12 protein-coding genes are annotated in these 15722 nt (G+C 42.4%); 5 read left to right on the forward strand and 7 right to left on the reverse strand.

The genetic code is table 11. The features are described from left to right. The first annotated feature begins 14 nt into the window (after positions 1-14). Together D0T87_RS13300 and ccsA are read left to right on the forward strand one after the other, a co-directional pair. Complete coding sequence (locus D0T87_RS13300; protein ID WP_163175626.1) at positions 15-1595, forward strand: di-heme oxidoredictase family protein; 1581 nt, start codon at positions 15-17, stop codon at positions 1593-1595. A 115-nt stretch (positions 1596-1710) separates the two neighbouring features. Further along, positions 1711-3966, forward strand: a complete 2256-nt coding sequence (gene ccsA / locus D0T87_RS13305) for a cytochrome c biogenesis protein CcsA (RefSeq protein WP_163175627.1) — start codon at positions 1711-1713, stop codon at positions 3964-3966. Between the two features lie 5 nt (positions 3967-3971). On the opposite strand, the gene D0T87_RS13310 is transcribed toward ccsA, so the two are convergent. The 7 genes from D0T87_RS13310 to zupT all read right to left on the reverse strand — a co-directional run bounded on the left by D0T87_RS13310 (position 3972) and on the right by zupT (position 11266). Then, on the reverse strand, positions 3972-4964 hold the full coding sequence (locus tag D0T87_RS13310; RefSeq protein WP_163175628.1) for a methionine synthase: 993 nt from the start codon (positions 4962-4964) through the stop codon (positions 3972-3974). Positions 4965-5159: 195 nt separating this feature from the next. Continuing rightward, complete coding sequence (locus D0T87_RS13315) at positions 5160-7466, reverse strand: TonB-dependent receptor (RefSeq protein WP_163175629.1); 2307 nt, start codon at positions 7464-7466, stop codon at positions 5160-5162. A gap of 182 nt (positions 7467-7648) precedes the next feature. Next, complete coding sequence (locus D0T87_RS13320; protein WP_163175630.1) at positions 7649-7993, reverse strand: hypothetical protein; 345 nt, start codon at positions 7991-7993, stop codon at positions 7649-7651. A gap of 97 nt (positions 7994-8090) precedes the next feature. Beyond that, positions 8091-8636, reverse strand: coding sequence for an RNA polymerase sigma factor (locus tag D0T87_RS13325; protein ID WP_163175631.1), 546 nt, complete (start codon positions 8634-8636; stop codon positions 8091-8093). After that, positions 8629-9015: a hypothetical protein gene (locus D0T87_RS13330; RefSeq protein ID WP_163175632.1), complete on the reverse strand. Its 387-nt coding sequence runs from the start codon at positions 9013-9015 to the stop codon at positions 8629-8631. The genes D0T87_RS13325 and D0T87_RS13330 overlap by 8 nt, the downstream gene beginning before the upstream one ends. 12 nt (positions 9016-9027) lie before the next feature. Then, on the reverse strand, positions 9028-9243 hold the full coding sequence (locus D0T87_RS13335; RefSeq protein WP_163175633.1) for a ferredoxin family protein: 216 nt from the start codon (positions 9241-9243) through the stop codon (positions 9028-9030). A 1219-nt stretch (positions 9244-10462) separates the two neighbouring features. After that, positions 10463-11266, reverse strand: coding sequence for a zinc transporter ZupT (zupT, locus tag D0T87_RS13340; protein ID WP_163175634.1), 804 nt, complete (start codon positions 11264-11266; stop codon positions 10463-10465). A 335-nt stretch (positions 11267-11601) separates the two neighbouring features. Between zupT and D0T87_RS13345 the strand changes: the two genes are divergently transcribed. From D0T87_RS13345 to D0T87_RS13355, 3 genes are read left to right on the forward strand one after another with little or no spacing between them, the layout of a single operon-like run. Beyond that, complete coding sequence (locus tag D0T87_RS13345) at positions 11602-12804, forward strand: calycin-like domain-containing protein (RefSeq protein ID WP_163175635.1); 1203 nt, start codon at positions 11602-11604, stop codon at positions 12802-12804. Further along, a complete protein-coding gene (locus tag D0T87_RS13350; protein ID WP_163175636.1) occupies positions 12804-13514 on the forward strand; it encodes an HmuY family protein in 711 nt (236 codons plus the stop codon). The genes D0T87_RS13345 and D0T87_RS13350 overlap by 1 nt, the downstream gene beginning before the upstream one ends. A gap of 2 nt (positions 13515-13516) precedes the next feature. Continuing rightward, positions 13517-15718 carry a TonB-dependent receptor gene (locus D0T87_RS13355; RefSeq protein WP_163175637.1) on the forward strand — a complete coding sequence of 734 codons (2202 nt, stop codon included), beginning with the start codon at positions 13517-13519 and terminating at the stop codon, positions 15716-15718. Positions 15719-15722 lie beyond the last annotated feature (4 nt).

The following is a 15722-nucleotide window of genomic DNA, read 5'->3' on the forward strand; positions in this document are numbered from 1 at the left end:
GAAATACTTGTGGTATGCGTAAAAGACTATTTTTTCTATCATTTTTTGCTGTCATCTTATGTTCCTGTAATGACGATGACAACAAATCATCAACAGAACCTGTAGAAGTTGATGATGCAGAATGGTATTCCGGAGGAGAACTCGGAACAACCTTTACTTCAACATCATTTGCATATGAACAGCCCGCACCGGCTGTTGATGCGTCAATGGCTCAGGCTTTCAAACTTGGTGAATATTTCTTTGAGAACGATTATAACCAAAACCCCTCTGGTGCCTTTACGGGACTGGGACCATTAATGGTTCGACGCGGCTGTTTGTATTGCCATCCCAACTATGGGCATGGCAAACGACAAACAGAATATCGTGCCAACAAGAATGGTAACGGTTATCTACTCGTTATTACCGACGATACAGATACCTATCTGAGCTCGCTGACTGGTATGCCGCAGACATTGGCCGTATTGCCATTCAAAGCGCCGATTGACGAATCAAAGATAAAAATAGACTGGAAAAACTTCACCGACGAATGGGGAAACAAATTCCCCGACGGTGAAAGTTACAGTCTGATTTATCCGGAAGTCACTATTCCTGAGGACGCATATTATGTTCCGCTCGAGGTTACCAAAAACGGTACTACGACATTGGTTCCTCATTCGAAGGTCAGGGTAAAACTTGAATCGACTATCGGAGTATATGGTACAGGTTTGCTTGATGCTATTGATGCGGAAGATCTGAAAGCTGAATATGTAAAGCAGGAGCAAGCTGGCGTATCACTAAACCCTGCAATATTCGCCAATGGCAACTGGACAAAGACGTATGGTAATACGACTCATCCTTTAAAGTTCACGTATGCACTTAGCAGAGGTCCGCTTCAAGACGCCGCAGGAGCAAACGCAATATGGAACATTACGAATGTAACTCGTTCAAATCGTCGTTACCATTATATGACAGCGACTTATGCAAAAGTTGCATCTAAGGACACGGAAGTTCAGGCTGATTTCTACAAACATTTCCCGGCACAAAACAAAACTGGAGATGTAGAAAAAGACATCTACAATTACTTGATGGCTCAGGATCTTGATGTTGAAATGACCGATAAGGATTATGAGAGTTTTATGATATGGCATCGCGGCCTTGCCGTGCCTGCTGCACGTAATCTTGACGATCCGACAGTTGATAAAGGTAAAAAGTTGTTCAACAAGATTGGATGTACCTATTGCCACCGTCCGACATGGACTACCGGAGATGATGTAATACATGATCCAAGTGGATTCTTTGCAGAAAATGATAGTCGCTTGCCTCGCTATCCTAATCAGAAGATATGGCCATATACTGATATGGTACAGCATCGCCTGTTCATGGAGAATGATATCCGCACAGGATGGTGTCGTACAACACCACTTTGGGGAAGAGGTTTAAGTGAACTTGTAACAGGTGCCAGCGACCGTTTACACGATTGTCGTGCCCGCACGGTGATGGAAGCCATTATGTGGCATGGAAATGCACAGAGCGATGCACGTAAATCTATAGAAGAGTTCAGAAAACTAAGCAAAGCCGAACGCGATGCTATTGTAGAGTTTATTGACGCTATTTAATAATTGATTTACTTGTAGGGGCGGTTTACGAACCGCTCGTCTATGATTAGGTGTTTCCTGTGGGCGGTTCGCGAACCGCCCCTACAAGTATAAACCTTTCTTTACTATTCAACGAATGAAACGACTAAAGCTGTTGACATTCTCACTCCTGGGATGTATCATCATTGTTCTGATAAGTGCTACCATTATTGAAAAACTATATGGAACCGAATTTGCAGTAGATACCATCTACCGTTCATCCGGTTTTGTTATATTATGGGGTGCGGTTTCCCTGTCTGCTTTGATATATATCATCAAGTTAAGATTGTTCCAACAAAAGATTACATTTCTGCTTCACATCTCTTTTTTTATCATCCTGATAGGAGCACTTACCACCTACATACACGGCAAGCAAGGTTTGTTGCATTTACGCGAAAACGAAAGTGTAACCACTTTCGTTTGCAGTGACAGTGATAGGGAACTCCCCCTACCTTTCAGCATCAAGCTCGAAAGTTTCAAGATTGAATATTACACCGGCACCCCCTCTCCTATGGATTACGTGAGTACAGTAACCATAACCGGAGAAAACAACGAAACCGGACAAGGCGAGGTAGCCATGAACAAAATCTTCTCTTACAAAGGATACCGTTTCTATCAGTCGGGCTATGATGAAGATGAGAAAGGTACCACCCTGGCTGTGTCATATGATCCCTGGGGAATCGCCATTACGTATACCGGATACATCACTCTATTATTATCTATCCTCCTTTTCTTTCTGGTTTCAAATACAAAATATCGTTTTTTACTCAAGAAAGCATCATCGCGCACCACCGCTGCCACTGCTATTCTATTACTTATCCTGTGCTGCCCTAACCAGGCAAATGCAACGACTACAAATCAAGATCCCAAAGTACTTCCACAGGAAGTAGCAAGTGCCTTTGGTGACTTGTATGTGTTATATAACAACCGCATCTGCCCACTACAAACTGTAGCCAAAGACTTTACAACCAAACTATACGGTAAACCAACCTATCGCGGACTGACGTCGGAACAGGTTTTTACGGGTTGGATCTTCTACTATTCTAATTGGAAATCACAGCCCATGATCAAAATAAAGAACTCCAACGCCCGCACTTTATTGGAGATTAATGGAGCATATGCTACCCTCGACGATTTCATGAACCCGCTCAACGAATATAAACTGAATGACGCTATCAATCAAATCCGCCACAGCGGAAGTAATGCTGCCAGACGAGGCATCGAAGAAGCCGACGAGAAATACAACATCATCCGGTTTCTCTACTCCGGACAGATGCTGAAAATATTCCCCGCCAAAAATGCATGTGCCGATGCGATAGAGGTTACATGGCATTCACAAGGCGATAATCTACCCATGGATATGGACGATAAAAAGTGGTTGTTCATAAAGAAAACACAAGACTATATCCACGAGATGGTCGTTAAGAAAGATTACGATGGTATTCTGAACACATTACAAAAGATAAAGGAATACCAACGAAAAGAAGCCTCTTCGGTTCTCCCATCAGATAGCCGTTTCGAGGCGGAAAAGTTCTACAACCAGCTGACATACACCCGTCCGCTTGCTATGGGATGTATAGCTATCGGTATTCTAGGCTTTATTTACTATTGCATTTGCATGGCAACCGGAAAAAAAGTCCGGTCACAGGTTTCTACCTCACTGATCGTTCTACTTCTTATTGTATTCGCCTACCTTACGGTCAACATCTCCTTACGATGGTTTATAAGCACTCACCTACCACTGTCCAATGGATACGAAACCATGCAGTTTATGTCCTGGTGCGCTTTGATTCTGGCTTTCGTTCTGCGAAAACGAGTGATGTTCCTACCTTTTGGCTTTCTGATATGCGGATTTACGCTATTGGTATCCATGTTGGGCGAAGCCAATCCTCAGATTACACTCCTGATACCAGTTTTAACTTCCCCTCTGCTGAGCCTGCATGTAGTGGTCATTATGCTATCGTATGCCCTGTTTGCTTTTATGATGCTGAATGGCTTGACTGCCGTGTTCATCTATTTTTCCGGCAATCCACAACGGATGCAGCAAGTCGGGAAGCTACAAACGCTTAGTCAACTTTTGTTATATCCGGCTTTGTTCTGTCTGGCCATCGGTATCTTCGTAGGAGCTGTTTGGGCAAATGTTTCGTGGGGACGCTATTGGGGATGGGACCCCAAAGAAGTCTGGGCATTGATCACTATGCTCATCTATTCATTGGCCATACACACCGGTTCCCTCTCTATTTTCCGGAAACCGATGTTTTTCCACTTTTTTACAATAATCGCTTTCTTAAGTGTATTAATCACTTATTTCGGGGTGAATTTTATATTAGGTGGTTTGCATAGCTATGCTTAACATTTTTAGTCGCATGGAGAACCTGGGTGCAGCGCCTCGCTGCCCTCGCTGCTTACCTTCATCGCCATTTCCAATGTATGCCATTGCTTTGCCTGTGCTACTTCAAACTTCTCTGAGGGTAGCATGTTTGCATTAGGAATACAAAGCGAAAAGCGATCTAAAGGAATATAACGTCTGACTTCATCTATTTTAGCCCGTAATTCATCCAGGTCATCATCTACCGGATAATAAGAAGGAATGAATCCAAATGCAGCCTTTTTCTCTTTTATAAACCAAAGCAATTTATACCGGCTACAGCATTCATCATCATAATCCAAAAAGAACATATCGACACCTACCGTAGAAATAAGCATATCGCTGGGAGCATGAAAAGCTACAGATAAATCTGGCGGTAAGGCTTCAAACAGCGTATTATTAAGTTGTATAGCTTCCGCTGTAACAATACGTGTCGTATCACGGAATTGAATATACCGGCAACCGGAATCGTAAAGTGCATTAATTATCCGATGATAGACTCGGTGTATATCTTCGTATAAATGATCTATTACCGGGTAGAAGTGCTTGAGCTGATTAGGAGAATCCTTCTGTAAACGAGAAAGTAATAATGAGGGAGCAGGCAAAATTTGTTTAGCGATCAGATCGCCTCCGGTAATTCCGGTCAGGAACATAAAATCACCAACAATGGGATGGCGATGTACGCAAATACGACTTGTCAGTTCAATCGTGGTTTTCTTTACCGGATGCAGATCAATGCCATCTAAAGCACACATAAACTCTAATGGCCAGGAAGAGGTACGGAAGTTTCCGTCGGTTACAACTTTTAGTCCGGCACTTTTTAGTCGTTCAACTAAGTTTCTGATTTCAACATCTTCAATGGCACGCAACTCGGCAGGAATCATCTTCCCTGTCCGACATTGTTCACGTGCCTCTTTCAGTGTTTGCGGATACAGGAATGTCCCCGCAATATCCACCTTAAAAGGAGGTTTCACGTTTTCCATAGGTGTTTCGTATTTATTCCAAACTAACTTTTTGCCAAAAGGCATAACAACAAATATAGTAATAAATCCGTTTTATGGAACACGTGAAATCATTATTAACAGTTTAGTAGTAAGAAGTTAGGAGTTAGTAGTCAGGTATACTTTTATCCTTCTGTATACGGCCTGACTTCTAGCTTCTGACTTCTAACTCCTAAATTAGTAACTTATTTTTAGGCCGGCATAATATGTTCTTGGTAAAGCCGGACCATAGATATAACCGGCATCGCGGTTTTTCCCTTTGTCAAAATCATCCTGATAAGCGTCAAATATATTCTGTACGCCTGCATGAAGTTGAAGGGTGGTTGATTTATAAACCTTAATATCATAAGCTATCTTCAAACCCATATCAAAAAATTTAGGAGTTTTAACAGCTATATCATTGGGGATATACCCGGCAAGATGTTGAACCAACATAGAACCTGTGTAAGTACCGGATAAGGCAACAGATAATGGTTTAATTGGAGAATACGTCGCTGTAAAATAGCCATATGTATCTGGTGTACGGAATATCTTTTTCTCTGCTGCGGCCTCTTCACTCCATGCTTCCGGTTCGTCATAGCGGCTTCTCTGAAGAGTCACGCCGGCTTGTAATTGGAATGAAGAAAGATATGCCAGTTTCCCTTCCAGTGTGAGTCCCATAACTTTAGCCCCTGAACCATTGGTTCGCTCTTTTATGATGATTCCTTCTATATTCTCGCCGATTTTATTCAATACAAACACATCGGAGAGTCGGGTATAAAATCCTTCTATAAGGAAGTTGGTCTGAAAAGCTCCAAAACGTTGATAGATATCGGCAGAAGCACTAAAACTGTGCGATTTTTCTTCTTTCAGGTTCGGATCACGCTCGATCATGGAGACTGTTCCACCAACTGACTCTATATGTAAATCTTCATCGAAAGCCTGTGGGGCACGGAATCCCGAAGAGTAGCTTAACCTCAGGTTTATATTTTCTTTCGGATTGAAACGCAGGTTGGCTCTCGGACTGATAATGGCATGATTAATCATATTGTGTTTGTCCAACCGGGCGCCAATGAGTATCCCCCATTTCTCGTCTTTCCATTCGTTCTGTAAAAAGGCGCTACCGATGTTTACAATCTGGCGGGTATAACGGTTGTATCCCCACATATTATCTTTCAAGTCATCTCTGTTGTATTCTATACCTGTGGTGAGAGAAGAAGGCATAAATACTAATTTGTCGAAGTTATATACGTACTGTGCACCACCCATGAAGGTGAAATCTTTGGTTTTACCGTAAGCATCGGGATCTTGTCCGGCTCCATAATAACTATCGCGGCTGGTGTTTTGTCCGGAAGTAAAAACGGCAAGCCGGTGTTTCTCGTCGGGCGAGAATAAATCGAATTTAAGCCCGCCACCGTCAATGGAATGTTCGAGTTGCTCGGCGATATTAGCTTCGTGGGGTGGTCGGCTCAGCATATCTCCACCGCGACGAAATTCCTCCATATGGTGATATTCGAATGTTAGTTTGCTGTAGGTTCCTGTTTTCAGGAAGGAGCGGAAACCAACGGTTTGATTCTTCAGTTTGGGTAGTTCGGTGTATCCGTCATCATCATGATCGTATCCGTCGCGATGCCGGTTTTGTCCGAAGATATACATTCCGGCTTTGTGGTCGTCGGTTACCAGAGATACATTCAGTGAGGTATTATTGTCTAGTTTGTTGCTTCCACCAACAAATGAGGTGGTATGCGATAGTTGCCCGGTATTTCGTATCGGTTCTTTGGTGATGATGTTAATTGTTCCCGCAATAGCCGATGAACCGAATAAGGCCGAACCTCCGCCACGCATGACTTCTACGCGCTCGATCATACTTGCCGGAATCTGCTCCAAACCATATACGCCTGATAAGGCGCTGAATATAGGACGGGAGTCTAACAGGATTTGTGTGTATGGTCCGTCAAGTCCGTTAATACGCACTTGTTGGAATCCGCAGTTCTGGCAGTTTGTTTCTACACGGACTCCGGGTTGGAAGTTCAGCCCCTGCGATAGATTGGTTGAATTGGTCATTTCAAACATCTTCAATTCTACTACATTGACCAATGTTGGGGCGGTGCGCCGAGTGGTTTCGCTCCGGTTGGCAGATACAACGACTCCATCGAGTGCTACCGCATCTTCTTCTATTTCAAAATCTTCTTCTAAGGTTTTCCCTTTTCTTAAGGTAACTTCTCTGCGCACGGTTTTGTATCCTACGGAGCTGACTTCGAGTGTAAAGGTTCCTTCGGGCAGGTTTTTCAGGAAGTAGTGTCCGGTAGCATCGGTTACGGTTCCAATGGTGGTTCCCTTCAGCGATATGGTTATATAAGAAAGGTGTTCTTTGGTATTTTTGTCTAGTACATGACCAATGATATTGGCATCAGATTTACTTAATATGGGCATTTCGGGTTCGTTTGCCATAGATGGCATGAAAGCATAGCATAGGCTAAGCAGTAACATGATATATTTTTTCATTGCTGTAAGCGGCAAGGTGCCGCGACCGAGTTTTAATTATATAATAGGAAATAAAGGTATCTATATAGATTTTACAACAGATTCCCCAAGGGCGGAGAGAACTGTCATAATCAAGTAGTTTCACTCTAAATGATGTACCTGCCTTAGATACTAAAGAAATTGGGTGCAGCGCCTCGCTGCTTTCAGCAATGAGAAGGGGGAGCACGAAGCGAAAGTATCCCGCGAGGGGATGAAGTGTAACCGGACGATTCAGGTTTATTTAATAATGTACGTAGAATCCGGGAATAAACCAGTAGTAATAAAGGCAGGATAACAGTACCTGCGGTTACTACATGCGACAACAAATGAATCAACTGAAGTTCGGTTGTCGTATGGTTGTGGTCTGTATCTTTATTAAACGGGTGCGAGTGGACAATTGTAACCCCATTCACAACATGCGAGTGGGTGAAAAAAGTAATACCTGCCAGATACGATATGAATAGTATCGGGAGCAGGCATTTCAACATTTTCAAATACAATTGTTTCATCCTCCTATATATTCGGAGTACAAAGGTAGTTATTTCGCTACAAAGTCTATTGAGTTACACAGCGCTTTTTTTAAAACTTCGCAGCGGCACATTGCCGCTATTCGTTCAGCAGTTCATTATACAAGGTGGACAGACGTTTGCGCAGATGCAGAACCGCATATCGTTTGCGGGATATCAGGGTGTTCACCGTCACTCCGGTCGACTCTGATATTTCCTTAAAGGAAAAGCCTTGCAGTTCTGTCAGTTCAAAAACGACTCGTTGTTCTTCGGGGAGTTCGGCCAGGGCAATCTCCAGTTCTTCCCAGACCAATGCCTTGACGTAATCTATCTCGGGAGAGGCGTCTTCATCAAGAATCATAACAGTTAGTTCTTCTATGAAAGAACCATCATCCTCCGATTTCTTCCGGTAAGGCATCTCCTCTTCCTTTTGCTTTCTGCTGCGGTCGATGATCAGATTGCGTGCCACAGCATAAAGCCAGGAAGAAATCTTCTGAATGGGGTTCTCTTCAAGGTCTACCTTGGATAGCTGATAAAATACATCTTGCAGTATGTCCTCACCATCTTCCTTGGAGAGAACCCTTTTCCCGATGAACGAACGTAGTTGCTTCTGGTATTGTTTGAAAATAACAGCAACTTCACTCATCTTTCTTTTCGTCCATATGTTTGCGGAAGTGTTCGCATCTTTCGTCAAAGCTTTCGTCCATACGCTTACGAATGTATTCGCGCTTTTCTTCAAAAGACATTCCTTTCATCTTTTCATGCAAGTGTCCGGGGAAAGGTCGCCCATGCATTCCACCACCGCGATGATGATGCATTCCATGATGTCTCAATCCGCCAAACATTCCGCCGAAAAGCAAACGACAAAGGATCAATAATCCGGCTGCCTGCCAATAATTAATCACGCTCCATCCAATAATGGAAGGTATCAATGCATTCCATAATAACATGGTTATAGCGGCAATGGCTGCTATGGCGGCAATAAAAATTAATCCGTGCCAAAATTTTCCAGGTCTTCTTCTCATATCTGTATTTTTTTAAGTTGTGACTAATTCAATCGCTCCGGTGGGGCAAACACGCAGACATTTTCCACAGCCAACACAATCTGCCGGGTATTTTACCCAGGCATAGCATTCAACACTATATCGCATATCAAAGACTTTACGTCTGCATCTTGCCACACAACTTTCACATCCTATACATTTGTCTTCATTAATAGACAAAGATATCACTTCTCTTCTCCGATGGAACATATTAATCTATTTTTCTAATTAGCAGCGAGGCGCTGCACCCAGGTTTCCTTGCGGATGGTTCTGAATAGTGCCTCTATTTAGGTAGACGAATAAGTGAAACGGATATTTTAAAGGATAAGAAGTTTTTTGGGGGGGATAGGATCTCGCCAGAACCATGTCAGTGGGATACCTAGGGTATATCAGTGGGATGTCGTAGAGCTAAATAGATTGTCACACCAATACTTATTGGAGAAGCAGGTTTAGTTTATATTGCTGTTATGTATTTCCAATTTTACTACTCGAATAAATTCACGGGACTGATAGATGAAATATTCGATTTATAAACAAGTCCCATTAAAGAATGGTTTATTTATGTGCATTTTAGATGAAGAGAGTATTATAAAAAGATCTTGGTAAGTTTTTCTTTTTAATTAAGGGATTCAAGGGATGAATGCTTGAGATAGTTTCGTTTACTTCCTTTTTATAGTAGGGTTTTGTTGGAAATGGCAAAGTATAGACAAAATGACAGAAATGACATTTTGATAATAGAATGGAGCAGTAATTGCAAATTCCGGGCTTGGGGAAGAAAGGGAAGGGAAAATGGCAAAAGAATCATGTTTGTGAAAATCAATAAGATTTAAATTCGTAAAACGCACCACCAAAATGCTACAAGTACATCAAAATACACCACAAATAGTCGGATAAGCAAAAATAAATACAGCAAATGCACATTTCAATCGTTTCGCTTGAAACAGACCAACCAGAGAATAAAAATCTATAAAATGAAACACGCTGAACACTTGAGCCGCGTGCTGTCGATACTTGAGCGCTTGACTGTTGATATTTGAGCGCTTGGCTGTTGATACTTGAGCCGCGTGCTGTCGGCAGTACGCGGCTCAAGTGTAGAAATTATTGCGCTGGCGTGCTTCCAAATATCAATAATACACTGCATAAGCAAGCCTAAAACCTGATTTTAACATCTCATTGGAGGTTTCTGAAAAGTTTGCATGTAATCAGAATGGGGCAAATGCTATCCTTTTGATCTGATTTTGCACACATTTGTGACTTCGCGGATTAACAACCAGGTTAATTTTGCAATTCAACCTTTTTTCTGCTTGACCCAGAAAAACGAGTGTCTTTCATCTATTACACTAAAACAACTTAACTCAATGCAATAATTCAATAAGTCAATGCTTTATTACAATAACTTAATGCAGAGTAGAAACAGAGAACAGAGTCACTAGTTTAACAGAATTAAACTGAAAGCCATAATAGCCATTCCAGCTATCAACCCATAGATAGAAATATGATGTTCACCATACTCGCGTGCTGCCGGCAATAATTCATCCAGAGAGATAAATACCATGATACCTGCTACGGACGCAAGTACACAACCCAATAAAGTAGGCGACATGAAAGGCATCAGGACAAGATAAGCAATGATAGCACCTACAGGCTCTGCCAATCCAGAAAGCATAGACAAACGAAAAGCCTTCTTCTTATCACCTGTAGCATGGTAGATGGGTACAGAAACCGCAATCCCTTCCGGAATATTATGAATAGCAATAGCGGCTGCAATAGCCACACCAAGAGCAGGGTTCTCAACAGCTGAGGTAAAAGTTGCGATTCCTTCCGGGAAATTATGTATACCGATGGCCAAAGCTGTCATTACCCCCATTTTCATGAGTTTGGGATCGCGTTTGGGCGACTGGTCCATGCTTTCTACCGAACGCACTTCGTGCGGATTTTCAAAAGAAGGAACTAAACGGTCGATAATACCTATTAATAATATGCCCAGAAAGAAACAAACTACAGTCAAAGACATGCCTTTGGTAGTTCCCATCTCAATGGTTAGCAAATCTTGCGCTTGCGCAAATATTTCAACGAAAGACACGTAGATCATCACTCCTGCCGACAGACCCAAAGAAAAAGAAAGGAACTTCTTATTAGTACTCTTTGCAAAAAAAGCAATCAAGCTACCGATACCTGTTGCCAGACCGGCTAAGAGGGTTAATACTAAAGCTATTAAGACATTCTGGTCCATATATTCTTAAAAAAAACATTTTATTACTCTAATTAACAACAACAATGTTAATGAATAGTTTTCAAGCAAACAAAAAACAATCCGGCAAAGATATATGCTTTATAGATTGAAGACAATACCTAAAAACGGGTAGAACATCCCTTCTTGTGACTATTTGTTGCCTTACGACATACCATTCAATACCTACTATTGAGGATAAGTTATTTAATTTTCATCATTTTTAGGTATTGCCCACTCTGGCTACCTGGGGTAATTTTGCAGAAAAATTAGTAGACCACCCATAGAAGGGAGTCACTGATTACTTAAAACTATTAATCTTTTAACTTTATAAACAGATGAAAATAAAGAATTTTCTGGCAATGATGGTCGTTGCATTGTGTATTGTAGCATGTAGTAGTGATGATGATGGTCCTTCACCCGCACAATCAGTGGCTGGTGCTTACAAAGGATATGTAATAATGGACAGCCCTCGTAGTGGAACTCAATCGCCAGTAGAAGATCAAACTGTCACTATAACTACCAATGAAGACGGAACAGCAACAGTGAACTATACTTCAAGTACATCATTGGGTACTTCCACTATTTCCGCAGCAATAGTGACTGCTACTACAAACGGATATACCATTAGCGGTACAGGTGTTTCTACCATGGCTATGAATGGAACTTCAGGCAGTTATGACTGTACACTTGCAGGTACAATAAACGCAGATAAGTCGGACGTGAAAATTGTTTTCACTATTCCTACTGTAATGGGAGGAACTACAATCACCTTCCAATTGGGCAATGCTCCTGAAAACCTGCTTGTAGCTGGTAAATACAGTAGCTATTCTTCTGCAACTTCTCCAACAGGTGCTGCATATGGGACATATAATGACGAAAGTATTACTTTGAAAGCAAATACCGAAAATGGAAAGGTTGATTTCACTTATAGTGGACAATGGGGCGAAGGAACTGCTACTGATCTTGAAGTATCAAAGAAAGACGGTTCTTATATCGTAAGCGGTTCGGGAAATACAGTTATACGTGGAACTGAATATAAATTTACAATCGAAGGAACAATCAGCGCAGACAAATCAACTGCTTCTTTCGTTATGACTATCGCGCTAGGAGGTATGGGTACAGTTATAGTTACTACCAATTTAGGCGATGCCCCTGCTGCAATGCTTATTGCAGGAGCCTATAATGGAACTTTAGATATGTCTGTAATGGGTGCATCTCAAGGAAGTTTCGATGATAGCAAAGTAACGATCAAAGCTCAGGAAGATGGAAAGGTAGAAGTAACCCTAGCTAAGTTTGGTGGTGATGGAGCAATGGCTTTTACAGAAGACATTGTAATGAAAGATATAGAACTTACAATTAAGGAGGATACATATACACTGGCCGGAACCGTTAATACCACTAGTGCTACAGCCAGCGGTAAAATTGACGTTACCGGTACATTGTCTGGTACAATTAAAGACGGGAAGGCTAACTTTTTATTCAAACTTAAACCTGGCGCTATGCCAATGTTTTTAGATATGACATTTGAAAGTAAGTAATGAAAAATACATTCTTCAAACATATAACCATGCTTGCAGTCGCCCTTTGTGCGACTGCTTGTAGTTATGAAAATCACTTCCTCGACGAAGACGAACCGGAACCCGGATCTTATGACATGTTGTGGAATGTAGGTATCTCCGATTACGAGTCATGGACATACATCAACCTGATAACCGGAGAAACAGAAACGCATTCCGATACCGGTGAACTGATATACTCAGCAAAAGAAGATATCCGTCCCGCAAAAGAAGAAGCAACGATTGGTATTGAATGGCATATCGCCGTACATCGCTATGAATTTAAAACAAACGGCGCATCCGTCTTCAACACCGGGAAAACAGATATAATGACTGTCACCGAGTTGCCGGAAGGCACTTACGCACCCGACGAAGTGGTTCCTTATGAAACGGAATCGAAAAAAGAGGGTAACAAGTATCTGCTTACTATAGATATGTCCGGTATGATGGATGAAAAGATAGGCGTAGGTTATTCGCATAACCCCACCATCAACAGAGTACTGTGCGATGGAATAAAAAGGACAGCAACCGGGACAATGCCCCCCACGATTTACGAAACAAAAAGAGAAGTTCTTGTTCTGAAATGGGGAGATGGAAGTTGGTCTACCCTCCAGGTCACAGATACTAAGCATACAGTAAGAGGCGTAGATCATTACATGTCGTTTTATTACAATTATCATTCAGCAAAATAAAAATGAAAAACATTATAAGTTTATTCAGCCTTTTGCTCACGGTGGCCCTAACGACCACCGTTTTTGCAAATGGCGGTGAAGGCGATAATGACAACAATGCACGCCGTTACCGTTACGCCATAAAAGGGGTGGTTGTAGACGAATACGATCAACCTATGCCGGGAGCAACAGTGCGCCTGGTAGGCACTACCTTCGGTGCCGGCACCAACTCGAACGGAGAGTTTATCATCCGTTTGGACGAAACGAAAGATTATAACTTGCAAGTATCCTTCATGGGTTACGATCCGCAGACAACGACCGTTACCGCCCTTCAGAATCCGGTAACAACGCAGGTAAAATTAAGACCTTCCACCAATGTATTGAACGATGTGGTTATTACCGGTTCGTTCATCGAAAAACCGTTGAAAGAAGCGCCAGTCATTACCCGCATCATCTCTCAGAAAGAGATTCAGGCCCTTAACCCAATGACCATAGAAACACTGTTGCAATACGAACTACCAGGCTTGCAGATTGGATATAACTCCATGAGCCAACAACCCCAAATCACTTATCAGGGTATGGGTGGCGAATATATGCTGTTCCTGATAGATGGCGAACGCGTCAGCGGCGAAGGTGCCGACCACAATGTGGATTTTACCCGTTTCAATGTAGACGACATCGAACGCATCGAGGTCATCAAAGGAGCACAATCTACCATCTACGGTTCCAACGCATTGGGTGGGGTAATCAACATTATTACCAAAACCGCCAACCGCCCTATCACTGCCAATATAAACGCGCGTTATGCAGGTAGTAACGGGCAGAAATATACCGGTTCTCTCGGATTGAAGAAAGACCGACTGACTTCTTATTCCAGTTTGACCTACCGCACAAGAGATACATACAGTATAGGTGATGAGGGTGCTTCTACCACCGTTTATGGTTACAACATCTGGGACTTTACACAGAAGCTGGGCTATACCTGCAACGAGAAGTTGAGTGTGGACCTCAAAGGTACCTATTACCGCAATCAGCGGGATATACGTACCGGAAGGCTTTTTCAGGAATACTATGTGGATTATACCTTCAGCGGAAAAATAAAATATCTTCCGGCAGCCGGTCAGCAGATTACCGTAGGATACATTTACGATAATTATAAGAAAGACAACCACTATTTCCGGTTAGACTCCACTTACACCAATTACCGTAACATCAAGCAAACCCCACGTCTGGACTATTCGGGTAAATTCGGCGACCACACCATCAGTGCTGGCTTTGAAGGAGATATAGAATACCTGAAACACTATATGATGAAAGATAGTTCGCATGTCAGAAACCAGGCATATGCACTCTTTGCGCAAGAAGATTGGAACATTGCCGACGAACTGAACATTGTAGCCGGTATACGTGCCGATTATCATGAGAAATACCACTGGCACGTCACCCCGAAAATATCTGCCATGTGGCATGCTTTCGACTTCCTGACTCTCCGTGCCGGATATGCACGAGGCTTCCGTTCTCCGTCTTTGAAAGAACTTTATCAGGAATATGATATGGGAGGATTGGGCATGTTCATGATTCACGGAAATCCGGATTTGAAGCCGGAAACCAGCAACCAATATTCTGCATCGGTAGAGTTTAACAAAGGAGGATTCCATGCATCATCCACTTTCACATACGGCCGCTTCAAGAATAAAATCGTTAATATGCCTCTGAATGATGGAACAAGTGATATGCAGTACGTTAATGCCGAAAATGCCAGAGCTATGGCTGTAGAAAGTATTTTACGTTACCGCTTCGGCTTTGGGTTGATAATGACCGGTTCGTATGCATACACTAACGATTATGCAAAAGTAGATGGGTATGATGCTTCAACAGCACGTCCGCACACGGCTACCTTCAACGCCATATACTCGCGTAAGTTTGGTAAAATCGGCTTTAATTGTTCTCTAAACGGTCAATGGAGTTGCAAATTCGACACCTATTCCAGAACAGAGGATGAAAACGGCGATTATGTGTACAACAAAAAAACGTATGACGCACGTAGCTTGTGGACGCTGAATACCGGAGTCACTTTACCGCGAGGCATCGGGCTGAATTTTGGTGTAGACAACCTGTTCAATTACAAAGATAAAGCTGCCGACAGTTCCCTGCAAGTTCCACAAAAAGGAATCAGCTACATCGGAACGGTCAACATCAATATCGCAGATATGTTCAAATTATAAACAC

This window comes from Bacteroides sp. 51 (assembly GCF_010500965.1).
Lineage (GTDB): Bacteria > Bacteroidota > Bacteroidia > Bacteroidales > Bacteroidaceae > Bacteroides.

Bases quoted from the DNA above. Each gene is read 5' to 3' on its own strand.
- D0T87_RS13310 (WP_163175628.1), bottom strand. From the start codon at position 4,964: ATGGAAAACGTGAAACCTCCTTTTAAGGTGGATATTGCGGGGACATTC.
- D0T87_RS13335 (WP_163175633.1), bottom strand. From the start codon at position 9,243: ATGTTCCATCGGAGAAGAGAAGTGATATCTTTGTCTATTAATGAAGAC.
- D0T87_RS13355 (WP_163175637.1), top strand. From the start codon at position 13,517: ATGAAAAACATTATAAGTTTATTCAGCCTTTTGCTCACGGTGGCCCTA.
- D0T87_RS13345 (WP_163175635.1), top strand. From the start codon at position 11,602: ATGAAAATAAAGAATTTTCTGGCAATGATGGTCGTTGCATTGTGTATT.
- ccsA (WP_163175627.1), top strand. From the start codon at position 1,711: ATGAAACGACTAAAGCTGTTGACATTCTCACTCCTGGGATGTATCATC.
- D0T87_RS13325 (WP_163175631.1), bottom strand. From the start codon at position 8,636: ATGAGTGAAGTTGCTGTTATTTTCAAACAATACCAGAAGCAACTACGT.
- D0T87_RS13350 (WP_163175636.1), top strand. From the start codon at position 12,804: ATGAAAAATACATTCTTCAAACATATAACCATGCTTGCAGTCGCCCTT.
- D0T87_RS13300 (WP_163175626.1), top strand. From the start codon at position 15: ATGCGTAAAAGACTATTTTTTCTATCATTTTTTGCTGTCATCTTATGT.
- zupT (WP_163175634.1), bottom strand. From the start codon at position 11,266: ATGGACCAGAATGTCTTAATAGCTTTAGTATTAACCCTCTTAGCCGGT.
- D0T87_RS13315 (WP_163175629.1), bottom strand. From the start codon at position 7,466: ATGAAAAAATATATCATGTTACTGCTTAGCCTATGCTATGCTTTCATG.
- D0T87_RS13320 (WP_163175630.1), bottom strand. From the start codon at position 7,993: ATGAAACAATTGTATTTGAAAATGTTGAAATGCCTGCTCCCGATACTA.
- D0T87_RS13330 (WP_163175632.1), bottom strand. From the start codon at position 9,015: ATGAGAAGAAGACCTGGAAAATTTTGGCACGGATTAATTTTTATTGCC.